This window comes from Zoogloea sp. (assembly GCF_041908905.1).
Classification (GTDB): Bacteria; Pseudomonadota; Gammaproteobacteria; order Burkholderiales; family Rhodocyclaceae; genus Zoogloea.
The window spans coordinates 1-22,637 of record NZ_JAYREK010000034.1; the positions used below are offsets into that span (position 1 = coordinate 1).

Here is a 22,637-nt window from a genome sequence, read left to right on the forward strand (position 1 = left end):
ATCCAGCAGCGATTGGGGATCGAGTGTTTGAGTTCATAGTCTCTATTTATCAATGACTTAATGACATTGATTTTACCGGGGACGGCGCAGGTTCACAAGGGGGTTGGCGTTAAGTTGGGAGCATTGCAGCCGGGCGGCTAGGGCCCGCGCGATGTCGGCGTCGATGCCCTTGCCGCCAGCCATCGAGTACGGCGGGAAGTCGTTGTAAACGGCAAAGCGCAGGCGGCCCCGCTGGCGGATCGCCTCCAGCCCGTCGGCGCGGGCCGGCAGCGCCGCGGCGAGGGGCATGGCGGCGAGCGCCTTCAGCCACAGGCGGCGGTCAGTCTTCATGGACGGTCTCCAGCCAGGCGCGGATCGCCCACATGGCCTCCTGGCTCAGGGTGCCCTCGAAGGGCGGCATGTACACGCGGCCGTCGCGCACCGCGCCCTTGCGGATACGCTGCATGAAGACCTCGTCGCCCTCGTCGCCGAGGGGCAGGTAGCGCAGGTCCGGCGCGATGCCGCCGGAGATGGCGCCGAGGCCGTGGCAGCGGGCGCAGTTCTGGTTGAAGGCCGAGTCGCCGATGCGGATCGCGGTCTTGTCCTTGCGGTAGGGGTTGGACGGGAGGAAATCGGCGCCAAGGGCCTTGAGCCCGGTGGTATCGACGGCCTGGGGCACCACGTCACCATGGGCAAAGACCTGGGAGGCGGCTCCGGCGATGCAGAGGACGGCGGCGAGGGCGCCGAGGCGGCGGAAGGGATGTTTCACGTTGTCTCCTTTGTCGTTTATGGGTCTCGGGGCGTGATGGTCCGATGGGCCGATCACTGCAAGCCTTGTGCCAGAAAGGCTGGCGCCGGCCGCGAAGGCGGCGAAGCCCCGCGCGGCGGCGATTTCGCCCCCCGCACACGGCAATGCCTGGCACGCCCATTGCTTGTCGAGACGGCGCCACACCCTGTTCTTTGCTAATAAAAGACACAGGTGTTACGTTATGAAGCACAACAAAAAAGAAATAAGTTCAATGACATACGGAGGAGACCATGGGACAGCTACAAGTGCGGGCGGAAGCCCAGGGGGAACGGCTGCAGGAGGCGCGCGAGCGCTTCTTCAGGCAGGGCGACCACCCCAGCGGCCTGGTTGACCCGCTGATCCTGCGCTCCTGGGAGCGCTGCCGCCGCTTCGGCGTCGGCGACCCGCATCTTTCCGACTTCACCTCGACGATGGACCGGGTGGCCCTCAAGATCGAGCAGGAGCGCAACCGCTTCCTGCTCATGCAGAGCCGGCCGATCATGGAGCACGTCTTCGAGCAGATCCGCGAGACGGGTAGCATGGTGATCCTGGCCGACCCCAACGGGCTGATCCTCGAAACCGTGGGCGACCCGGATTTCGTGAGCCGCGCCGACCGCGTCGCGCTGATGGCCGGCGCCTCGTGGGACGAGAACCTGCGGGGCACCAACGCGATCGGCACCGCGCTGGCCGAGGAGTCGCCGGTGACGGTGCTGGGCGCCGAGCATTTTCTGGAGCACAACGGCTTCCTCACCTGCTGCGCCAGCCCGATCCACGGGCCCGACGGGCGCCTGGTGGGCGTGCTCGACATCTCGGGCAGCTACCAGCACCTGCAGCGGCACACCCTGGGCCTGGTACGGCTTTCGTCGGCGATCGTCGAGAAGCGCCTGTTCGAGGCCTTCCACGCCCGCGACATCCTGGTGTGCTTCCACACCCGGCCGGACTACCTGGGCAGCCCCAAGGAGGGCATCGCCGCGGTGACGCCCGACGGGCGGGTGCTGGCGATCAACAGCAACGCCACCGAGATCCTCGGCATTCGCGCGGTGGATGCGGTGCGGCGGGATTTCTCCATCGTCTTCGAGAGCAACCTGTCGTCGCTCATCGACCGCCTGCGCGGCCACAACGAGGGCAGCCAGACCCTGTGCGTGAACGGCAAGCTGATCCACGTGCAGCTGCGCGGCCAGGTGCCGACACCGATCGTCCACGCCAGCCGCGCCCCCGACGAACGCGCCCTGCCCGTCCGCCCGGCCCGCCGGAGCGAAGGCGGCAGCGCCGGCTGCGTGACCCTCGACACCCTCAACACCGGCGACGCGCGCCTGCAGGCGGCCATCGACCGGGCGCGGCGGATGCTCGGCAGCGACATCCCGATCCTGATCCAGGGCGAATCGGGCGCCGGCAAGGAGATCTTCGCCAAGGCCTTCCACAACAGCGGCCCGCGCCGGGAGCGCCCCTTCGTGGCCCTCAACTGCGCGTCGATCCCCGAGACGCTGATCGAGTCGGAGCTGTTCGGCTACCAGGGCGGCGCCTTCACCGGCGCCCGCAAGGAGGGCGCGCCGGGCAAGATCCAGCAGGCCGACGGCGGCACCCTGTTCCTCGACGAGATCGGCGACATGCCCCTCAACCTGCAGGCGCGCCTGCTGCGGGTGCTGCAGGAGCGTTGCGTGACGCCGCTGGGCAGCACCAAGACGATCCAGGTGGACATCGCGCTGGTCTGCGCGACCCACCGCAAACTGCGTGAAGAAGTGGCCCGCGGCAGCTTCCGCGAAGACCTCTACTACCGCCTCAACGGCCTGAGCGTGACCCTGCCCCCCCCTGCGCGAACGCAGCGACATCCGCGCGCTGGTGACCCGGCTGGCCGCCATCGAGATGCCGGCCGCGCCGGTGCGTTTCTCGGAGGGCGCGCTGCGGGCCATCGAGGGGTACGCGTGGCCGGGCAACATCCGCCAGCTCCACAACGCGATCCGCGTGGCGATCGCGCTGCTCGACGACGGCGAGGCGGAGATCACCGAGCAGCATCTGCCGGAAGAACTCTTCGAGGCGCCCCTCTCCGCCCCCGCTGGCGCCGACCGCCGCGACGCCGGCTGGGCCAGCGAGCTGCCGGCAGGTGGCACCAGCCTCGACGAGATCGGGCGCCAGGCGGCCCTGCGCGCCCTCGACGCGGCCGGCGGCAACATCTCGCTGGCGGCCCGCCAGCTGGGCATCAGCCGCAATACGCTGTACCGCAAACTGGGCAAGATGTGAGGGAGGTGGCCGGCGACGCCGGCCAATGCTCACCCGGTCGACGCGATGGGGGCGCCGGGCCAGCCGACGCCCACGCCGCCGAGGGGCCCGGAGGCTCGACCGGGAGCTTGGGCGGGAGATTGCCTGGGAAGGCAGGCAGAAGATGCAGCGCAGGCGGTGCGCGATGTGGCCCGGGCGAACCACCGCCTGATGGCGGCGCTTACAGCAGGGCTTCGATGTGCCGCGCCAGCGCGGCGGGCGGCGTGGTCGGCGCGTGGCGGCTGACCGGGCGGCCGGCGCGATCCACCAGAAACTTGGTGAAGTTCCACTTGACGGCTTCGGTGCCGAGCACGCCGGGGACGGCCGAGGTGAGGTAGCGGAACAGCGGATGGGCGCCGGCGCCGTTGACCTCGACCTTGTCGGCCATGATGAAGCCGACACCGTAGTTGCGCTGGCAGAAACCGGCGATCTCGTCGGCACCGCCGGGCTCCTGGGCGCCAAACTGGTTGCACGGGAAGCCGATCACCACCAGCCCGCGGGGGCCGTAGGTGTCGTGCAGCGTCTGCAGGCCGGCGTACTGGGGCGTGAAGCCGCAGCGGCTGGCGGTATTGACGATCAGGAGCACCTTGCCGGCAAAGTCGGCAAGGCGCAGCGGCGCACCTGCGAGGGTGCTGGCCTCGAAGGCATGGACGCCCTGCTCCGCTGCGCTGCTCATGGTTTTACTCGGTCTCGTCGATCCAGGCCTGCTGGATGGCCTCGAGGATGCGCTCGCCGCAGTGCTTGGGGTCGTCGTCGAACTCGGGCAGCGCGATGACCCAGTTCATCAGGTCGACGAAGTTGACCCGGGTCGGGTCCACGTCCGGGTGGGCATCAGCCAGCTGGATGGCGATTTCCTGAACTTCTACCCATTTCATCAGTGCTTGCCCTCCCGGGCCATGTTGATGGTGTATCGGGGGATCTCGACGGTGAGCGGGGTGTCGGCCACCACCGCCTGGCAGGACAGGCGGGAGTTGGACTCCAGCCCCCAGGCCTTGTCGAGCAGGTCTTCCTCGAGTTCCTCGGCGGGCTCGAGGCTGTTGAAGCCGTCGCGGACGATCACGTGGCAGGTGGTGCAGGCACAGGACTTCTCGCAGGCGTGTTCGATCTCGATGCCGTTGGCGAGCAGGGTGTCGCAGATGGTCTGGCCGGGTTCGGCCTCGAGCACGGCCCCTTCGGGGCACAGCTCGACGTGGGGAAGGACGATCAGGGTAGTCATGGTGGGGTCCGTCCGGGGTCAGATCCGGAGTTCGTCGATCTTGTGGCCGGCCAGCGCGCTGCGGATGCTCTTGTCCATGCGCCGGGAGGCAAACTCGTTGGAGGCGCGGTTGAAGGCTTCGAGCTGGAGCTTGATGGCCCGCACGTCGTCGCCGGCGGCGGCGTCGCGGAGGGCGGCCAGGGCGGCGTCGAGGGCGGCGCGCTCGGCTTCGTCGAGCAGGTCGCCGTCGGTGACCAGGGCTTTTTCGGTGGCCTCGATGACACGGGCGGCCTCGACCTTCTGCTCGGCCAGACCGCGCCGCTCCATGTCGGCCTGGGCGTGCTCGAAGCCGGACTTGAGCATGGTGGCCACTTCGTCGTCGGCGAGGCCGTAGGAGGGCTTGACCTCGATGCGGGCTTCGACGCCGGTGGTGATCTCACGGGCCGACACCGACAGCAGGCCGTCGGCGTCGACCTGGAAGGTCACGCGGATGCGCGCGGCGCCCGCCACCATCGGCGGAATGCCGCGCAGCTCGAAGCGGGCCAGCGAGCGGCAGTCGGCCACCAGCTCGCGCTCGCCCTGGACCACGTGGAAGGACATGGCGGTCTGGCCGTCCTTGAAGGTGGTGAAGTCCTGGGCGCGGGCGGTGGGGATGGTGGAGTTGCGCGGGATGATCTTCTCGGCGAGGCCGCCCATCGTCTCGATGCCGAGGGACAGGGGGATCACGTCGAGGAGCAGCCACTCTTCGTCGGCGGCACGGTTGCCGGCCAGCACATTGGCCTGCATGGCGGCGCCGATGGCGACGACGGTGTCGGGGTCGAGGTTGGTGAGGGGCGTCTGGCCGAAATACTCGCCGACCGCCTTCTGCACATGGGGCATGCGCGTGGCGCCGCCGACCATCACCACGCCCTTGACGTCTTCGGGCGCGAGGCCGGCGTCACGCAGGGCCTTCTTGACCGGGCGCAGGGTCTTGTCCACCAGCGGACGGGTGATCTCGACGAAGACCTCGCGGGTGACGACGAGGTCGACCTCGTCGCCGCTGTCGAGGGTCAGGCGGACCGGCACCGACTCGTCGTCACTCAGGCGTTCCTTGACCTCGCGGGACTTCATCAGCAGCCGGCGCGCGTCACGGTCGGAGGGCAGCGAGATGCCGGCGTTGTCGAGGATCCAGCAGAACAGGCGGTGGTCGAAGTCGTCGCCGCCGAGGGCCGCGTCGCCGCTGGTCGCGACGACCTCGAAGACACCGCGGGAGAGGCGCAGCACCGAGATGTCGAAGGTGCCGCCGCCCAGGTCATAAACCGCGTAGATGCCTTCGGAGGCGTTCTCGAGGCCGTAGGCGATCGCCGCGGCGGTGGGTTCGTTGAGCAGGCGCAGCACGTTGAGGCCGGCGACGCGGGCGGCGTCCTTGGTGGCCTGGCGCTGGGCGTCGTCGAAATAGGCCGGCACCGTGATGACGGCGCCAGTGAGCTCGCCACCCAGGCTGCGCTCGGCGCGCAGGCGCAGGTCGCGGAGGATCTCGGCGGAGACCTCGACGGGGCTCTTCACGCCCTGCACGGTGCGCAGCCGCACCATGCCGGCAGCGTCGACGAAGTCGTAGGGCATGGTCTCGACGTGGGCCACATCCTTGAGGCCGCGACCCATGAAACGCTTGACCGAAACGATGGTGTTGCGCGGGTCGGTGGCCTGAGCCACCTGGGCCTTGCGGCCGACGGCGATCTGACCGTCCGGCAGGTAATGCACGACGGAGGGCAGCAGCAGCCGGCCCTCCTCGTCCTGCAGGCACTGGGGCACGCCGTTGCGGACGGTGGCCACCAGGGAATTGGTGGTGCCCAGGTCGATGCCCACCGCCAGACGATGCTGGTGCGGTGCGGTGGACATGCCCGGTTCGGAAATTTGCAGCAGAGCCATCAGGATTCCAGCGCCGTCAAGGCGTCATTGATTTCGTGTTGCAGCTTCTCGAGAAACTTCATGCGGCGCACGCTGTCGGCAGCGGCTTCGAGGTCGCCGGTCTCGTCGAGCTGGCGGGCCAGCTCGGCCTCGAGGGCCCGCGCGTTGTGGCGGAGGCGCCGGGAGAGGTCGTCGAGGGCGTCCTCGTCGGCGGCCTCGGTGGCTTCGCCCAGGGCTTCACGCCACTCCATCTGCTCCATCAGGAAGTCGGGCGCCATCGCCGTGTTGGTGTCGAAGGCCGGGTCGACGCCCCGCATCTCGAGCAGGTAATGGCCCCGGGCGAGCGGGCTCTTGAGGGTGCGAAAGGCCTCGTTGGCGTGGGTCGCCCACTGCATCGACAGCCGCTTCTCGGCATCGGACAGGTGGGCGAAGCGGTCGGGGTGAACCCTGGCCTGCATGTCGATGTAGGCCTGCTCCAGCTTCTCGATGTCGATCGAGAAGGCCGGAGCGAGGCCGAACAGCGCGAAGTAGTCCTGCTTGAGGTCGATCATGTCAGACCGTGAAGCTCTCGCCGCAGCCGCACTCGCCCTTCACGTTCGGGTTGTTGAACTTGAAGCCCTCGTTGAGGCCTTCGCGCACGAAGTCGAGCTCGGTGCCGTCCATGTAGGGCAGGCTCTTCGGGTCGATCAGGACCTTCAGGCCGTGGGATTCGAAGACCACGTCGTCGGCCAGCACCTCGTCGGCGAACTCCAGCTTGTAGGCCATCCCGGAACAGCCCGACGTGCGCACGCCGAGGCGAATGCCGACGCCCTTGCCGCGCTTGGCGATGAAGTTACCGATGTGGGTTGCAGCCTTGTCGGACAGGGTTACTGCCATGATCGTGTTCCTTTCAGCCGTTGTGCTTCTTCTTGTAGTCCTCGACCGCTGCCTTGATGGCGTCTTCGGCGAGGATAGAGCAGTGGATCTTGACCGGCGGGAGGGCCAGCTCTTCGGCGATCGCGGTGTTCTTGATGTCGAGGGCCTGGTCGAGGGTCTTGCCCTTGACCCACTCGGTGACCAGCGAGCTGGAGGCGATCGCCGAACCGCAGCCGTAGGTCTTGAACTTGGCGTCCTCGATGATGCCGTCCTTGCCGACCTTGATCTGCAGCTTCATCACGTCGCCGCAGGCCGGCGCGCCGACCATGCCGGTGCCGACACCGTCGTCGTCCTTGGCAAAGGCGCCGACGTTGCGGGGGTTTTCGTAGTGGTCGAGGACCTTTTCGCTGTATGCCATGTTTGCTCTCCTGTCAGTGGGCTGCCCACTGCACGGTGTTCAGATCGATGCCTTCCTTGTACATGTCCCAGAGGGGCGACAGTTCGCGGAGCTTGCCGATCTTGTTCTGCAGCAGGTCGATTGTATAGTCGATCTCCTCGACCGTCGTGAAACGGCCCAGGGTGAAGCGGATGGAGCTGTGGGCCAGCTCGTCGTTGCGGCCGAGGGCGCGCAGCACGTAGGACGGCTCGAGGCTGGCCGAGGTGCAGGCAGAGCCGCTCGACACCGCCACGTCCTTGATCGCCATGATCAGGGACTCGCCTTCGACGTAGGCGAAGCTGATGTTGAGGTTGTGCGGCACACGGTGCTCCATGTCGCCGTTCACGAACACCTCTTCCATCTGCGACAGGCCGGCCAGCAGGCGGTCGCGCAGCACACGGACGCGCTCGTTCTCCTCGGCCATCTCGAGGCGGGCCAGGCGGAAGGCTTCGCCCATGCCGACGATCTGGTGGGTCGCCAGGGTGCCGGAACGCAGGCCGCGCTCATGGCCGCCGCCGTGCATCTGGGCTTCGAGGCGGACACGGGGCTTGCGCCGCACGTAGAGGGCGCCGATGCCCTTCGGGCCGTAGGTTTTATGGGCGCAGAAGGACATCAGGTCGACCTTCAGCCTGGAGAGGTCGATGTCGACCTTGCCGGTGGCCTGGGCCGCATCCACGTGGAAGATGATGCCCTTCTCGCGGCAGATCTCGCCGATCTCGGCGATCGGCTGGATCACGCCGATCTCGTTGTTCACGAACATCACCGAGACGACCACGGTGTCGGGGCGGATCGCCGCCTTCAGCACCTCAAGGTCGATCAGGCCGTTCTCCTGGACGTCGAGGTAGGTGGCCTCGAAGCCTTCCCGCTCGAGTTCGCGCACGGTGTCGAGGACGGCCTTGTGCTCGGTCTTGACGGTGATGACGTGTTTGCCCTTGCCGGAGTAGAAATGCGCCGCGCCCTTGATGGCCAGGTTGTTGGACTCGGTGGCGCCGGAGGTCCAGATGATCTCCTTGGGGTCGGCGTTGACGAGCCTGGCCACCTCTTCACGGGCCTCCTCGACGGCCTTCTCGGCGGTCCAGCCGAAGGCGTGGCTGCGGGATGCCGGGTTGCCGAACAGCTCCGAGAGGTAGGGGATCATCTTCTCGGCCACGCGCGGATCAACGGGCGTCGTCGCGGAGTAATCCAGGTAGATCGGAAACTTGAGCATCTTAGTCTTCTCCGTGCTGCAAAAAATGTTTGCCTGATGATTCAGACCGCCACCGCGGCCAGGGTTCGCAGGCTGGCGAGATTCTCGCCGAGGGTTTTCAAAAATCCGTCGATGTCCTGCTCGCTGCTGCCGGCGCCGAGGCTGACCCGGATCGCCGCACGGGCGAGGCCCGCCTCGACGCCCATCGCCATCAGCGTGTGGGACGGCTCGGGATTGGCGCTCGAACAGGCGGAGCCGCTCGCCACCGCAAACCCGGCCCGGTCGAGCTTGCCGACCAGGGTTTCGCCGTCGATGCCGGCCAGCGCGAAGAAGCTGGTGTTGGGCAGCCGCGGTGCGGCGGCCGAGAAGATCCGCGCACCCAGCTGCGCCAGCCCGGCCTCGAGGCGCTCGCGCAGCACGGCGAGGCGCTGCGCCCGTTCGTCCATCGCCGCCACCGCCAGCTCGCAAGCCTTGCCGAAACCGACGATGGCCATCACGTTCTCGGTGCCGGAGCGCAGGTTGCGCTCTTGCCCGCCGCCGGCGATGAGGGGCGCGAGCTCGACCCGCTTGTCGACGACGAGCGCGCCGGCGCCGAGCGGGCCTTGAATCTTGTGGGCCGACACGGTGAGGCCATGCACGCCCAGCGCGCGGAAATCCACCTTGACCTTGCCCAGCGCCTGCACCGCGTCGCAGTGCATCCAGCCGCCGCGGGCCTTGACCTGGGCCGCCAGGGCTGCGACATCCTGCAGCACGCCGGTCTCGTTGTTGGCGAGCATCACCGACGCCAGCCGGGGCTTGTCGGCCAGCAGCCGCTCGAAATCCCGGGCGTCGACCCGCCCTTCGCCATCGACGGCGATCTCGGCAAAGCGCCAGCCGCTCTTGGCCAGCTGCCGCGCCGGCTCGCGGACGCAGGGGTGCTCGATGGCGCTCACCGCAACCAGGCCGGGCTTCTGGGTTGCCGCGGCACCCTTGATGAACAGGTTGTTCGCTTCCGAGCCGCCGCTGGTGAAGATCACCTCGGTCGGATGGGCACCCACCGCCGCGGCGACCTGGGCGCGGGCCTCGTCGATGGCCTTGCGGGCCGCCCGGCCGTATTCGTGGCGGCTCGAGGCGTTGCCGAAGCGCTCGCCCAGCCACGGCAGCATCGCCTCGCGCACCGCCTCGTGGAGGGGTGTGGTGGCGTTGTGGTCGAGGTAGACGGGGGCGAACATCGCGGCGGCTCCGGCGTGGGTCAGGCGGTCAGGGCCTGGGTATCACCATTACGGGTGGCGCAGTTGGCGCGCTCGTCGCGGAGCACGCTTTGCTGGGCCGCCTTCATGCGCTGCTGCTCCACCAGCCCGGCGAGGGTCACCGAGTGCAGGTATTCGTACATGCGGCGATTGAGATTGGTCCACAGGTCGTGCGTCATGCAGACGTGGGCATCGTGGCAGTTCTGCTTGCCGCCGCAGGAGGTGGCGTCGAGGGGCTCGTCCACCGCCGCGATGATGTCGGCCACGGTGATCTGGGCCATGTCGCGGGCCAGGGCGTAGCCGCCGCCGGGGCCGCGCACGCTGCTGACGAGCTCGAAGCGGCGCAGCTTGCCGAACAGCTGTTCGAGATAGGAAAGGGAGATCTTCTGCCGATCGGCGATGCCCGCCAGCGTGACCGGGCCGTCGGCACAGCGCAGCGCCAGATCAATCATTGCCGTGACGGCAAAACGACCTTTGGTTGTGAGTCTCATGTCGGCTCCGGGGAGGCGGCTTGGTTGCCTGAAGTCTCGCCTGAATAATAGTTGAACGTTTCAGTCAAGAATACCAAACCCGACCAATTCGATCAACTATTTTGCGACTCAGTCGACCATCTTCCCCAGCCCCTTCGGATCGAAGGCGTCCTCGGCGCGCACCGCGCCATCCACCGCGATGCCGGCCTCGGCGAGCCTGGCGAGGAGCACGCCGATGCGCCGGTCGGTCTCGACCGCATGATCGAGCAGACCGTGCAGGGCCTTGGAGACCGGATCGTCGAGGTCGCGGGTCACGCCGTAGGCGGTAAAGCCCATCTGCTCGGCCTTGGCTTCCCGGGCACGGACCGCATCGCCGCCGCCGGCCTCGATGATGCGCGCCGGGTTGCCCACCGCCGTGGCGCCCGCCGGCACCGGCTTGACCACCACCGCGTTGGAGCCGACCTTGGCCCCGTCGCCGACCTCGAAGCCGCCCAGCACCTTGGCGCCGGCGCCGATCACCACGCCGCGGCCGAGGGTCGGGTGGCGCTTGGTGCCCCGGTAGAGCGAGGTGCCACCCAGCGTGACGCCCTGGTAGATCGTGCAGTCGTCGCCGATCTCGGCCGTCTCGCCGATGACCACGCCCATGCCGTGGTCGATGAAGACCCGCCGGCCGATGGTGGCGCCCGGATGGATCTCGACGCCGGTCAGCATCCGCCCCACGTGGCTGGTGAAACGCCCCAGCCAGCGGAAGCCCCGCCGCCAGGCAGCGTGGGCAAAACGGTGCAGCCACAGGGCGTGCATGCCCGGATAGCAGGTGAGCACTTCCCACCTAGAGCGTGCCGCCGGGTCGTGCTGGAGCACGTTGGCCACGTCTTCACGCAGACGACTGAACATGAGAGGGAGCTCCCGAAACTGGATTGCTGATGTCCGCCCGGCGGCCGGAGACGCCCAGCGCCGGGCCGCCGTTTGATTTCCGAGTATTTTAGTCTACTTCTTCTCGAAGGCGCTCAACATCCCGCGCAGGATGTTGACCTCGTCCTTCTCGAGGCGGATGCGGCCGAACAGGCGTCGCAGGCGCGGCCACAACCGCTTGGAGTTGGCGGGGTTGAAGAAGCCGCTGGCGGTGATCGCCCGGTCGAGGTGGGCGTAAAAGCCCTCGATCTGCTCGTGGGTGGCGGGCTCGAACTCGATGCCGGGCGCCGCACCCGGGTCAAGGGCCGCCATGCGCAGCTCGTAGCACAGCACCTGCACCGCCGCCCCGAGGTTGAGGGACGAATACACCTCGCTCACCGGAATCTTGACGGGCATGTGGCAGAGGGCCACGTCTTCGTTGGAGAGGCCCTTGGTCTCGTTGCCGAAGACCAGCGCCACGTCACCGAAGGCGGCCCGGCCGACGATCTCGCCAGCCGCCTCGCGCGCCCACATCATGGGCACCGCCATTTCGCGCTTGCGGGCTGTCAGGGCGGCGGCGAACACCGTGCCTTCGAGCGCCTCGGCGAGGGTCGCGACGACCCGCGCGCTGGCGAGGATGTCGTCGGCCCCCGCAGCGCGGGCCGTGGCCACCGGATCGGGGAAGGACTGCGGGTCGACCAGCACCAGCTGCGACAGACCCATGGTTTTCATGGCCCGGGCCGCCGCACCGATGTTGCCGGGGTGACTGGTTCGGGAGAGGACGACACGCACGCGCCCAAGCGCGCCATCGAGGTTCATATTAAAATGTATGGTTTTCCGAATTAGTGGTCGACCGACGGGCCGTTTGTGCCCGGGCCGGCAAGCCGCCAGACACCATGCACCCCACTCTGAACATCGCTATCAAGGCCGCACGCCGTGCCGCCACCGTCATCAACCGGGCCGCCCTCGATGTGGATCTGCTCCGCGTCGAAGCCAAGCAACCCAATGATTTCGTGACGGAAGTCGACCGGGCCGCAGAAGAGGCCATCATCCAGGTGCTGCGCGAGGCCTACCCGAGCCACAGCATTTTAGCAGAAGAGTCCGGCGAGACCGGGCCGGAGGCCGACACCGAGTACCAGTGGATCATCGACCCGCTCGACGGCACCACCAACTTCATCCACGGCTTCCCCCAGTACGCGATCTCCATCGCCCTGGCCCGCCGCGGCGTGGTCGAACAGGCCGTCGTATTCGATCCCAACCGCAACGAGCTGTTCACCGCCTCCAAGGGCGCCGGCGCCTTCCTCAACGACCGCCGCATCCGCGTCTCCAAGCGCCTGCGCCTGTCCGAGGCACTGATCGGCACCGGTTTCCCCTACCGTCAGTTCGGCAACGTGGACACCTACCTGTCGATCTTCAAGGAGCTCACCCAAAAAACGGCCGGCCTGCGCCGCCCGGGTGCCGCCGCCCTCGACCTGGCCTACGTGGCCGCCGGCCGCCTCGACGGCTTCTGGGAGTTCGGCCTGTCGCCGTGGGACATGGCCGCCGGCAGCCTGCTGATCAGCGAAGCGGGCGGCCTGGTGAGCGACCTGGCCGGCGAATCCGACTACCTCACCACCGGCAACGTCGTCGCCGGCACGCCGAAGGTCTTCCCGCCGCTGCTGCAGATCATCCAGGGCCATTGCGGCGACAAGCTGCCGGCCTGATCCGCCGATGCTGGGCGCCCTCCTCCGCACCGCGCTCGCCTGCCTGCTGCTCGCCAGCGGCAACGCCTGGGCCGGCACGGTGCTGGTGTGGGGCGACAGCCTGTCGGCCGGCTACGGCCTGCGCCCCCAGCAAAGCTGGCCTGCGCTGCTCGCCGAGCGGATCTCCGCCGCCCGGCTGCCCCACAAGGTGGTGAACGCCAGCATCAGCGGCGAGACTACTGCCGGCGGCCTGGCCCGCCTGCCGGCCGCCCTCGAGACCCACAAGCCCAGCGTGGTGGTCATCGAGCTCGGCGCCAACGACGGGCTGCGCGGCCTGCCGGTCAAGGCCATGGCCACCAACCTGCAGGCAATGGTCGACGCCAGCCGCAAGGCGGGTGCCCAGGTTCTGCTGGTCGGCATGCGCATGCCACCCAACTACGGCCCCGAATACACCAGCCGCTTCGAGGCCGCCTATCGCGACATCGCCAGGGCCAACCGCCTGCGGCTCGTGCCCTTCATGATGGAAGGCTTCGCTGACCAGCCGGGCTACTTCCAGGCCGACGGCCTCCACCCGGTGGCCGCCGCCCAGCCACTCATCCTCGACACCATCTGGCGCGAGCTGAAACCCCTGCTCCGCTGAAATCCCCCAGGCTCAGGGCAGGCGCAGCGACGGGTTGTGCCCCTTCACCGCGCAGACGCGCTGGATCACCGCCGGCTTCGGGTCGGCCACCTCTCCCTGTTCATAGGCCAGCACCGTACAGGCGTCGGCCACCGTTTCGAGCAGCTCATGGGAGCGCAGCAAAAAATCCGGATTGCTCGGTTTGCCGAAGCGCTCGTTGCCGACCATGAAGGTCTCGTAGATCAGCACCCCACCGGGGTTGAGCGCCGTGAGCAGCAGCGGCAGGCGCGGCCGGAACAGGTAATTGGTCACCACGATGCCGTCGAAATGCTGCCGGGCGTAGGGCCACGGCCCATTCTCCAGGTCCGCCTCGCGCGCCTTGATATGGGGCACACCGGCCAGCAGCTCGAGCGCCACCGCGTCCCGATCCACCGCCTCGACCCGAAAACCCCGCGCCGCCAGCCAGCGGGCGTGGCGCCCGCTCCCGCAGGCGAAATCGAGGACTTCTCCACCCGCAGCGATCAGCGGCGCGAAACGCGTCACCCATGCCGAAGGGGTCATTGAAGCTGCATGGCACAAAGGCATTCCGGCCTCCCTGTGTGATTGATATTCATCGCCGTGGCATCCTGTTGTGTGAGGCTCATTACCCGGCGGGGTTCCGGAAACTTTCCGGCCAGCCAAAAAAAACGGGCGCCGAAGCGCCCGCTTGCTGCGAAGCCCGAGGGATTACTCGGCCTTTTCGTTCAGCAGCGCCTTCATCGACAGACGCACACGGCCCTTCTCGTCGGTCTCGAGCACCTTGACGCGGACGACCTGGCCTTCCTTGAGGTAGTCGGACACGGCATTGACGCGCTCGTTGGCGATCTGGGACACGTGCAGCAGACCGTCGCGGCCCGGCATGATGTTGATGATCGCACCGAAATCGAGGATGCGCACGACCGGGCCTTCATAGACCTTGCCCACTTCCACTTCCGCGGTGATCGCCTCGATGCGACGCTTGGCCTCCTGGGCGCCTTCGGAGCTCACGGAGGAAATGGTCACGTTGCCGTCGTCGGTGATCTCGATGACGGTGCCGGTCTCTTCCTGCAGGCCGCGGATCACCGCGCCGCCCTTGCCGATCACGTCGCGGATCTTCTCGGGGTTGATCTTCAGGGTGATCATGCGCGGCGCGAAGTCGGACACCTCGCCGCGGGCTTCGCCGAGGGCGCTCTTCATGAGGCCCAGGATGTGCATGCGGCCTTCCTTGGCCTGGGCCAGGGCGACCTGCATGATCTCCTTGGTGATGCCGAGAATCTTGATGTCCATCTGCAGGGCGGTGACGCCCTTCTCGGTGCCGGCGACCTTGAAGTCCATGTCGCCGAGGTGATCTTCGTCACCCAGGATGTCGGTCAGCACGGCGAAACGGCCGCCGTCCTTGATCAGGCCCATGGCGATGCCGGCCACCGGAGCGGACAGCGGCACGCCGGCGTCCATCATCGACAGGGAGCCGCCGCAGACGGAGGCCATCGAGCTGGAACCGTTGGACTCGGTGATCTCGGAGACCACGCGCACGGTGTAGCTGAAGTCTTCCTTGCCCGGCAGCACCGCGGCCAGCGCGCGCTTGGCGAGGCGGCCGTGGCCGATCTCGCGACGCTTGGGCGAGCCGAAGCGGCCGCATTCGCCGGTGGAGAACGGGGGGAAGTTGTAGTGCAGCATGAAGCGCTCGCGGTACTCGCCGGCGACCGCGTCGATGATCTGCTCGTCACGGCCGGTGCCGAGGGTGGTCACCACCAGGGCCTGGGTCTCGCCACGGGTGAACAGCGCGGAGCCGTGGGTGCGCGGCAGCACGCCGACCCGGATGTCGATCGGGCGCACGGTGCGGGTGTCACGGCCGTCGATGCGCGGCTCACCGCTCAGGATGCGGCCACGCACCACCTTCGACTCGAGGTCGAAGATGATGTTGTTGACGGTGTTGTTGTCGTACTCGCGGCCTTCGGCGGTCAGCGTGGCGTGCACTTCGTCGGCGATGGCCGACAGCTGCTGCGAACGCGCCTGCTTGGCGGTGATGCGGAAGGCTTCCTCGATCTTGGCGCCGGCGATCTCGGTGACGCGGGCGATCAGGGCCTCGTCCTTGGCCGGAGCCTGCCAGTCCCACTCGGGCTTGCCGGCCACGTCGACCAGTTCGTTGATGGCGGTGATCGCAGCCTGCATCTGGGTGTGGCCGAAGACCACGCCGCCCAGCATCACGTCTTCCGGCAGCTCGCGGGCTTCGGACTCGACCATCAGCACGGCGCTCTCGGTGCCGGCGACGACCAGGTTCATCTGGCTGGTCTGCAGCTGGGTGGCGGTCGGATTGAGGATGTACTGGCCGTCGGCATAACCGACGCGGCAGGCGCCGATCGGACCGGCAAACGGGATGCCGGCGATAGCGAGGGCCGCGGAGGCGGCAATCATCGCCGGGATGTCGGCGTCGACTTCCGGGTTGAGGGACACCACCTGGGCGATGACCTGCACCTCGTTGTAGAAGCCGTCCGGGAAGAGCGGGCGGATCGGACGGTCGATCAGGCGGGAGGTCAGCGTCTCCTTCTCGGTCGGACGGCCTTCACGCTTGAAGAAGCCGCCGGGGATGCGGCCCGCGGAGTAGAACTTTTCGACGTAATCGACGGTGAGCGGGAAGAAATCCTGGCCCGGCTTGGCGTTCTTGGCGGCCACCACGGTGGCCAGCACCACGGTGTCGTCCATATTGACGAGCACGGCACCATGAGCCTGGCGGGCAACTTCGCCGGTCTCCATGGTCACGGTGTGGGAACCGTAGGTGAAACTCTTCTTGATTGCGGTAGGCAAAGGATGTCCTTTCATTCAATCGGCTGACGGCAAACAACAACCGCTGGTGTAGCCGAGGTAAAGCGCCTCTTCGTGGCGCACAGATGTGACAAAGCCGGCGAAGCCACGCGGACTTACACCGGCTGTGCCCATGATCAAGCCTGCGCGAAATGCGGCAGGGTTGTCACGTTCGGTAAAGCTTGGACTGCCAGATTACTTGCGCAGGCCGAGGCGAGCGATCAGCTCACGGTAGCTGTCGACGTTCTTGCGCTTCAGGTAGTCGAGCAGCTTGCGGCGCTGGCTCACCATCATCAGGAGGCCACGGCGGGAGTGGTGGTCCTTGACGTTGGCCTTGAAGTGGCCGGTCAGATCGTTGATGCGGGCGGTAAGCAGAGCGACTTGCACTTCCGGAGAACCGGTGTCGCCCTTGGCGCGCTGGTAGTCGCCAACGATTTGCGCTTTTTGTTCAGTGGAGATTGCCATTGTTTAACTCGGTTAGGATTTAGCCTTGCGAAGCGCGCGATTATATCGAACGCAAGGCAGGTTGCTCAAGACATTTCATCGATTTCCGGTCGCAACCAGGCGTGTCGGGACCAATTCTCCCGCCTCGCCGAAGGTCGCGACCCCGAGGAAATGTTCCCCTTCATAGGCCCGGACCATGCGGCCGGGCTCACCGTCACAGCCCTGCGCCGGCTGCCCGTGGGTCAGGCTGCGGACCTGGGCTGCATCGAGCTGCAGCACGGGCAGATGCACCAGCAGCGCATCCACCGACGCCAGCCGCCCTTCCCGCGCCTCGGCCGGGACGGCCTCGAAGTCTGCCAGCGGCAGCGCCACGTCCAGCCCGAACGGGCCGATTTTGGTACGGCGCAGCGCCGTCAGGTGGGCGCCGCAGCCCAGCAGTGCGCCGAGATCCGAAGCCAGCGTGCGCACATAGGTGCCCTTGCTGCATTCGACACGGATTTTGAGACTGTCGCCGTCGCGCCCGAGCAGCTCGAAACGGTAAATAGTAACCCGACGCGGTTCCCGCGGGATCTCGACCCCTTCCCGAGCGTACTCGTAAAGCGCCTTGCCGTGGTGCTTGAGAGCCGAATACATCGGCGGCACCTGCTCGATCTCGCCGCGCAGGCTGGCAATCGCAGCTTCGATGGCCGCATCGCTCACCTCCACCGGGCAACGGGCGAGCACCTCGCCCTCCGCATCGGCGGTGGTGGTGGTGACACCCAGCAGCACCGTGGCGTCGTAGGCCTTGTCGGCGTCGAGGAGCGTCTGGGAAAACTTGGTGGCCTCGCCAAAGGTGAGCGGCAGCAGCCCGCTCGCCATGGGATCGAGGGTGCCTGTGTGCCCGCCCTTGGCCGCGCTCAGCAGCCAGCGGGCCTTCTGCAGCGCGTTGTTGGAGCTGATGCCGACCGGCTTGTCGAGAAACAGCACGCCGTCGACGACGCGGCGCGGCGTACGGCGCTGAGGGGTACGGGACAAACGGAAAATTCCTGAAAGGGCGGCGCGCAGGCGCCGCCGCAGGGATCAAACGAAGATCAACGGGACGGATCGGGATCCGGCTTGCCGTCTTCAGCACCTTCCGGCTCGGCCTCGGCGGACTCGTCGGCATTGTGCCGGTCCGCCTCGATGGCCTTGTCGATGAGGGCCGAGATGCGGTTGCCGTTCTCGACCGACGGATCGTAATGGAAGTGCAGCTCGGGCAGCGTGTGGATACGGATCCGGCGGCCCAGCTCACGCCGCAGGAAACTGCTGGCGCGACGCAGGCCGCGCTGGATCTCGTCCAGCCCTTCCTGGCCCGTCATCGAGGTGAAATACACCTTGGCGTGGGCGTAGTCGGGCGTGATCTCCACGTCAGTCAGGGTAATGAAACCGACGCGGGGATCCTTGAGCTCCAGGCGGATCAGCTCGGCCAGTTCGCGACGGATCTGCTCCGCCACGCGCTGGCCACGGGAAAACTCCTTGGGCATGGCTTACAGGGTCCGCGCGATTTCCTGGATTTCGAACACTTCGAGCTGGTCGCCTTCCTGGAGATCGTTGAAATTGCGAACCTGCAGACCGCACTCGTAGCCGAACTTGACTTCCTTGACGTCGTCCTTGAAACGCTTGAGCGATTCGAGTTCGCCGCTGTGGATGACCACGTGGTTGCGCAGGACACGGACCAGCGCGTTGCGCTTGACCACGCCTTCGAGCACGTAGCAACCGGCGATGGTGCCAACCTTGGAGATGGTGAAGACCTGACGGACCTCGACCATACCCAGGATCTGTTCGCGCTTCTCGGGCGCCAGCATGCCGGACAGGGCGCTCTTCACCTCATCGACGGCGTCGTAGATGATGTTGTAGTAGCGCAGATCCACGCCGAAGTTCTCGGCCAGCTTGCGGGCGTTGGCATCGGCACGGATGTTGAAGCCGATGATGACCGCCCCGGAAGCCTGAGCCAGGTTGACGTCGGATTCGCTGATCGCGCCGACGCCGCCGTGGATGACCTGCACGCGGACTTCGTCGGTGGACAGCTTGACCAGCGAGTGGGCCAGCGCTTCCTGGGAACCCTGTACGTCGGCCTTGATGATCAGCGGCAGGGTCTTCACCTCGCCCTCGCCCATCTGCTCGAACATGCTCTCGAGCTTGGCCGCCTGCTGCTTGGCAAGCTTGACGTCGCGGAACTTGCCTTGACGGAACAGGGCGATCTCGCGCGCCTTGCGCTCGTCGGCCAGGGCCACCACCTCGTCACCGGCGCCCGGCACATCGGACAGACCGAGGATCTCGACGGGGATCGACGGGCCGGCTTCCTCGATGGGCTTGCCGTTCTCGTCGAGCATGGCGCGGACACGACCGAAGGTCGCACCGACCAGCAGCACGTCGCCACGGCGCAGGGTGCCGGACTGGACCAGCAGCGTCGCCACCGGACCACGGCCCTTGTCGAGGCGGGCTTCGATGATGAGGCCCTTCGCCATGGACTCCTTCGGCGTCGTTAGCTCCAGCACTTCGGCCTGCAGCAGGATGGCTTCGAGCAGGTCGTCGATGCCCTGGCCCGTCTTGGCCGAGACTTCGACGAACATGGTGTCGCCACCGTAAGCTTCCGGCACCACGCCTTCGGCGATCAGCTCCTGGCGGACGCGCTCGGGGTTGGCACCCGGCTTGTCGATCTTGTTGACCGCCACGATCAGGGGCACTTCGGCCGCCTTGGCGTGGTGGATGGCTTCCTTGGTCTGGGGCATCACGCCGTCATCAGCCGCCACCACCAGCACGACCAGGTCGGTCGCCTTGGCGCCACGGGCACGCATCGCCGTGAAGGCCTCGTGACCCGGGGTATCGAGGAAGGTGACCATGCCACGCTCGGTTTCGACGTGATAGGCACCGATGTGCTGGGTGATGCCGCCAGCTTCGCCCGCCGCAACCTTGGCACGGCGGATGTAGTCGAGCAGCGAGGTCTTGCCGTGGTCGACGTGGCCCATGACCGTGACGACCGGAGCACGCGGCTCCAGCGCAACATCCTTGTGCTCGACGTGTTCCTCGAGGAAGGCGTCCGGATCATCCAGCTTGGCGGCAAGCGCCTTGTGGCCCATTTCCTCGACGATGATCATCGCCGTGTCCTGGTCCAGAACCTGGTTGATGGTGACCATGGTGCCCATCTTCATGAGGGCCTTGATGACCTCGGTGGCCTTGACCGCCATCTTGTGGGCGAGATCGGCGACCGAGATGGTCTCGGGCACATGCACCTCACGGACGATGGGCTCGGTCGGCGCGACGAAGGCCGGGCTCTCCTGGTGACGACCACCACGGCCGCCGGAACGGCCACCGCCACGCCAGCCACCGGCGCCGCCGGTGGTGTCGCCGCGGGTCTTGATGCCGCTGCCGCGACGCTTGGAATCGCCAGCGGCTTCCTTGCCGACGACCTTCTTGGTGTCCTTGCGGGCACCCTTGTCTTCGGTCTTGGCGGGCTTGTGGAGTGTGCCGGTCTTGGGCGCGGCCTCGCCTTCGGCCTTGGCCTTCTCGGCGGCGGCGGCGCGCATCTTCTCTTCTTCGGCGCGGGCCAGCATGGCAGCGCGGGCACGGGCCTCACGCTCCTGCTTTTCCTTGAGATCGGCGGCCTGGCGGGCCTGCAGTTCGGCGTGACGCTGGGCCTCGCGCTCCCGGGCGGCCTTTTCTTCGGCGCTCAGGATGGAACCGGAAACCACCACACGGCGGACGGTGGCGGGACGCTGCTGTTCAGGCTTCTGGCCAGCGGCCTTGGGCTGCTGGGCCTTCGGCGCAGCGGCTTTGGGTGCCTCGGGCTTGGGTGCCTCGGACTTGGGCGCTTCGGCCTTGACCGGCTCCGGCTTGGCCGGTTCGGGCTTGGGCTCGACGACCGGCGCGGCGGGGGCGGGGGCGGCCTCGACCACCGGCGCCGGCTCGGCGACCGGAGCAGGCTCGGGCTGCGGCGCCGGCTCGACCACCGGCGCGGCCTCGACGACGGGCGCCGGGGCGACCACCTCGGGCGCCACGGCCTCGACGACGGGCTCCGGCGCGGGCACAGCCGCCGGTTCGGCGGGAGCGGCCGGCGCGGCTGCGGCAGCGGCTTCCGGCACCAGCGCCTCGTCGCGCTTCACGAAGACGCGCTTCTTGCGCACTTCAACCTGCACCGTGCGCGCCCGACCGGTGGAGTCGGTGGCACGGATCTCGCTCGTCTGCTTGCGCGTCAGGGTGATCTTCGACTTGGCAGCCGTATCACCGTGGGCACGACGCAGGAAGTCCAGCAGCCGGGTCTTGTCCTGCTCCGACAGCAGATCGGTTTCGCGGGTCTTCTCTACGCCAGCCTTCTGCAACTGCTCGAGCAATACGGAGGCCGGCATTTTGAGTTCGCCGGCAAATTGTGTAACTGTTGTCTGTCCCATCTTGAGCCTCCGGGTATTACTCGAACCAGTGCGCGCGCGCCTTGGTGATCAGATTCTTGGCCCGCTCTTCGTCCAGCCCCGACAGTTCCATCAGTTCGTCCACCGCAAGATCGGCCAGTTCGTCGCGGCTATGCACGCCACCCTGGGCCAGCTTGGCGGCCAGGGGCTTGTCCATGCCTTCGAGGCCAAGCATGTCCTCGTTGACGGTTTCCAGTTGTTCTTCGGTGACGATGGCTTCGGTAAGGAGCACGTTGCGGGCGCGGTTGCGCAGCTCGTTCACCGTTTCTTCGTCGAAGGATTCGATTTCCAGCATCTCGGCCAGCGGCACGTAGGCGATCTCCTCGAGCGACGAGAAACCCTCGTCGATCAGGATGTCGGCCACTTCCTCGTCCACGTCCAGCTTGGAGATGAACAGCTGGCGCACGCTGTTGTGCTCGGCCTCGGACTTGCGCTCCGATTCCGCTTCGGTCATCAGGTTGATGGTCCAGCCGGTCAGTTCGGACGCCAGCTTGACGTTCTGGCCGTTGCGGCCGATGGCGATGGCGAGGTTGTTCTCGTCCACCACCACGTCCATCGCGTGGGCTTCCTCGTCGACGACGATGGAAGACACCTCGGCCGGCTGCAGCGCGCCGATGACGAACTGCGCCGCCTCGGGCGACCACAGCACGATGTCGATGTTCTCGCCGCCGATCTCGTTGCGCACGGCGGTGACGCGGGAGCCGCGCAGGCCGACGCAGGTGCCGATCGGATCGATGCGCGGGTCGTTGGACTTGACGCCGATCTTGGCGCGCAGGCCGGGATCACGGGCGCAGGCCTTGATCTCGAGGAGGCCGTCGCCGATCTCGGGGACTTCCAGCTCGAACAGGCGCATCACGAACTCGGGCGCGGTGCGGGAGAGGATCAGCTGCGGACCGCGGGCGCCGCGGTCGATGCGCAGCAGGTAGGCCTTGACCCGGTCGCCGACGCGCAGGTTTTCCTTGGGGATCATCTGGTCGCGGGGCAGCACAGCCTCCAGACGACCCACTTCGATGATCGCGTTGCCACGCTCCATGCGCTTGATGGCGCCGGAGATGATGTATTCCTTGCGCTCCAGGAAGTCGGCGAGGATCTGCTCGCGCTCGGCGTCGCGCACCTTCTGCAGGATCACCTGCTTGGCGGCCTGGGCACCGATGCGGCCGAAGTCGATGGGCTCGAGGCCTTCCTCGACATAGTCGCCGACCTGGATCTCCGGGTATTCCTCCCGGGCGTCGATCAGGCCCATCTGGGCCTCGTCGTTCTCGACCTCCTCGTCGGGCAGCACCTGCCAGCGGCGGAAGGATTCATAATCGCCGGTTTCCCGGTCGATGGCGACGCGCACGTCGGCGTCGTCGTTGATGCGCTTCTTGGTCGCCTGAGCGAGCGCCGACTCGAGCGCGGAGAAGACGATTTCCTTCGAAACGTTCTTCTCTCGGGCCAGAGCGTCAACCAACAGCAAAATTTCGCGGCTCATACCTGC

The 22,637-nt window shown here is 67.2% G+C and carries 24 protein-coding genes and 1 pseudogene; 4 read left to right on the plus strand and 21 right to left on the minus strand.

All coding sequences use genetic code 11. The features are described from left to right. Positions 1-72: 72 nt before the first annotated feature. Positions 73-330 carry a hypothetical protein gene (locus ACE3OU_RS14965; protein ID WP_374242352.1) on the minus strand — a complete coding sequence of 86 codons (258 nt, stop codon included), beginning with the start codon at positions 328-330 and terminating at the stop codon, positions 73-75. Beyond that, positions 320-748 carry a cytochrome c-550 PedF gene (gene pedF, locus ACE3OU_RS14970; protein WP_374242353.1) on the minus strand — a complete coding sequence of 143 codons (429 nt, stop codon included), beginning with the start codon at positions 746-748 and terminating at the stop codon, positions 320-322. Before pedF ends, ACE3OU_RS14965 begins: the two co-directional genes overlap by 11 nt. Positions 749-1,305: 557 nt before the next feature. On the opposite strand from pedF, the pseudogene ACE3OU_RS14975 reads away from it, so the two are divergent. Beyond that, positions 1,306-2,514 (plus strand): annotated as a pseudogene (locus ACE3OU_RS14975) (sigma-54-dependent Fis family transcriptional regulator); the annotation flags it as partial. Positions 2,515-2,629: 115 nt separating this feature from the next. Then, positions 2,630-3,004 (plus strand): helix-turn-helix domain-containing protein, encoded by a 375-nt coding sequence (locus ACE3OU_RS14980; protein ID WP_374242387.1) that lies wholly within the window; start codon positions 2,630-2,632, stop codon positions 3,002-3,004. 199 nt (positions 3,005-3,203) lie between these two features. On the opposite strand, the gene ACE3OU_RS14985 is transcribed toward ACE3OU_RS14980, so the two are convergent. The 12 genes from ACE3OU_RS14985 to ACE3OU_RS15040 form a co-directional block, all read right to left on the minus strand. Further along, positions 3,204-3,698, minus strand: a complete 495-nt coding sequence (locus tag ACE3OU_RS14985; protein WP_374242354.1) for a glutathione peroxidase — start codon at positions 3,696-3,698, stop codon at positions 3,204-3,206. 4 nt (positions 3,699-3,702) lie between these two features. Next, positions 3,703-3,897, minus strand: coding sequence for a Fe-S cluster assembly protein IscX (gene iscX / locus ACE3OU_RS14990; protein WP_374242355.1), 195 nt, complete (start codon positions 3,895-3,897; stop codon positions 3,703-3,705). Beyond that, on the minus strand, positions 3,897-4,238 hold the full coding sequence (gene fdx / locus ACE3OU_RS14995; protein ID WP_374242356.1) for an ISC system 2Fe-2S type ferredoxin: 342 nt from the start codon (positions 4,236-4,238) through the stop codon (positions 3,897-3,899). Before fdx ends, iscX begins: the two co-directional genes overlap by 1 nt. 18 nt (positions 4,239-4,256) lie before the next feature. Then, positions 4,257-6,125 carry a Fe-S protein assembly chaperone HscA gene (gene hscA / locus ACE3OU_RS15000; RefSeq protein WP_374242357.1) on the minus strand — a complete coding sequence of 623 codons (1,869 nt, stop codon included), beginning with the start codon at positions 6,123-6,125 and terminating at the stop codon, positions 4,257-4,259. Further along, on the minus strand, positions 6,125-6,655 hold the full coding sequence (gene hscB, locus ACE3OU_RS15005) for a Fe-S protein assembly co-chaperone HscB (protein ID WP_374242358.1): 531 nt from the start codon (positions 6,653-6,655) through the stop codon (positions 6,125-6,127). Before hscB ends, hscA begins: the two co-directional genes overlap by 1 nt. Position 6,656: 1 nt before the next feature. Next, a complete protein-coding gene (iscA, locus tag ACE3OU_RS15010; RefSeq protein ID WP_374242359.1) occupies positions 6,657-6,980 on the minus strand; it encodes an iron-sulfur cluster assembly protein IscA in 324 nt (107 codons plus the stop codon). A 13-nt stretch (positions 6,981-6,993) separates the two neighbouring features. After that, positions 6,994-7,377 carry a Fe-S cluster assembly scaffold IscU gene (gene iscU, locus ACE3OU_RS15015; protein WP_374242360.1) on the minus strand — a complete coding sequence of 128 codons (384 nt, stop codon included), beginning with the start codon at positions 7,375-7,377 and terminating at the stop codon, positions 6,994-6,996. 13 nt (positions 7,378-7,390) lie between these two features. After that, entirely contained in the window at positions 7,391-8,602 is a 1,212-nt protein-coding gene (locus ACE3OU_RS15020) for an IscS subfamily cysteine desulfurase (protein ID WP_374242361.1), read from the minus strand. 41 nt (positions 8,603-8,643) lie between these two features. Beyond that, positions 8,644-9,792 (minus strand): cysteine desulfurase family protein, encoded by a 1,149-nt coding sequence (locus ACE3OU_RS15025; protein WP_374242362.1) that lies wholly within the window; start codon positions 9,790-9,792, stop codon positions 8,644-8,646. Between the two features lie 20 nt (positions 9,793-9,812). Beyond that, on the minus strand, positions 9,813-10,301 hold the full coding sequence (iscR, locus tag ACE3OU_RS15030) for a Fe-S cluster assembly transcriptional regulator IscR (protein ID WP_374242363.1): 489 nt from the start codon (positions 10,299-10,301) through the stop codon (positions 9,813-9,815). A 108-nt stretch (positions 10,302-10,409) separates the two neighbouring features. Further along, the gene (gene cysE, locus ACE3OU_RS15035; protein WP_374242364.1) at positions 10,410-11,174 is read right to left on the minus strand and encodes a serine O-acetyltransferase; all 765 of its coding nucleotides are present in this window, start codon (positions 11,172-11,174) and stop codon (positions 10,410-10,412) included. A gap of 93 nt (positions 11,175-11,267) precedes the next feature. Beyond that, on the minus strand, positions 11,268-11,990 hold the full coding sequence (locus ACE3OU_RS15040; RefSeq protein WP_374242365.1) for an RNA methyltransferase: 723 nt from the start codon (positions 11,988-11,990) through the stop codon (positions 11,268-11,270). Positions 11,991-12,067: 77 nt separating this feature from the next. Here ACE3OU_RS15040 and ACE3OU_RS15045 point away from each other — a divergent pair, with 77 nt between their 5' ends. Both ACE3OU_RS15045 and ACE3OU_RS15050 read left to right on the plus strand, forming a co-directional pair. Then, a complete protein-coding gene (locus ACE3OU_RS15045) occupies positions 12,068-12,874 on the plus strand; it encodes an inositol monophosphatase family protein (protein ID WP_374242366.1) in 807 nt (268 codons plus the stop codon). 7 nt (positions 12,875-12,881) lie between these two features. After that, complete coding sequence (locus ACE3OU_RS15050; RefSeq protein WP_374242367.1) at positions 12,882-13,493, plus strand: arylesterase; 612 nt, start codon at positions 12,882-12,884, stop codon at positions 13,491-13,493. Positions 13,494-13,505: 12 nt separating this feature from the next. Here the strand turns inward: ACE3OU_RS15050 and ACE3OU_RS15055 are convergent, their stop codons facing one another. From ACE3OU_RS15055 to nusA, 7 genes are all read right to left on the minus strand, one after another. Continuing rightward, positions 13,506-14,033, minus strand: coding sequence for a class I SAM-dependent methyltransferase (locus ACE3OU_RS15055; protein WP_374242368.1), 528 nt, complete (start codon positions 14,031-14,033; stop codon positions 13,506-13,508). A gap of 165 nt (positions 14,034-14,198) precedes the next feature. After that, entirely contained in the window at positions 14,199-16,244 is a 2,046-nt protein-coding gene (gene pnp, locus ACE3OU_RS15060) for a polyribonucleotide nucleotidyltransferase (RefSeq protein ID WP_374242388.1), read from the minus strand. A gap of 243 nt (positions 16,245-16,487) precedes the next feature. Continuing rightward, entirely contained in the window at positions 16,488-16,757 is a 270-nt protein-coding gene (gene rpsO, locus ACE3OU_RS15065; RefSeq protein WP_141349014.1) for a 30S ribosomal protein S15, read from the minus strand. Between the two features lie 75 nt (positions 16,758-16,832). Continuing rightward, positions 16,833-17,750 carry a tRNA pseudouridine(55) synthase TruB gene (gene truB / locus ACE3OU_RS15070; protein WP_374242369.1) on the minus strand — a complete coding sequence of 306 codons (918 nt, stop codon included), beginning with the start codon at positions 17,748-17,750 and terminating at the stop codon, positions 16,833-16,835. A gap of 56 nt (positions 17,751-17,806) precedes the next feature. Then, the gene (gene rbfA / locus ACE3OU_RS15075; protein WP_374242370.1) at positions 17,807-18,238 is read right to left on the minus strand and encodes a 30S ribosome-binding factor RbfA; all 432 of its coding nucleotides are present in this window, start codon (positions 18,236-18,238) and stop codon (positions 17,807-17,809) included. 3 nt (positions 18,239-18,241) lie between these two features. Next, the gene (gene infB / locus ACE3OU_RS15080; RefSeq protein ID WP_374242371.1) at positions 18,242-21,142 is read right to left on the minus strand and encodes a translation initiation factor IF-2; all 2,901 of its coding nucleotides are present in this window, start codon (positions 21,140-21,142) and stop codon (positions 18,242-18,244) included. Positions 21,143-21,158: 16 nt separating this feature from the next. Further along, complete coding sequence (gene nusA, locus ACE3OU_RS15085) at positions 21,159-22,631, minus strand: transcription termination factor NusA (RefSeq protein ID WP_374242372.1); 1,473 nt, start codon at positions 22,629-22,631, stop codon at positions 21,159-21,161. Positions 22,632-22,637 lie beyond the last annotated feature (6 nt).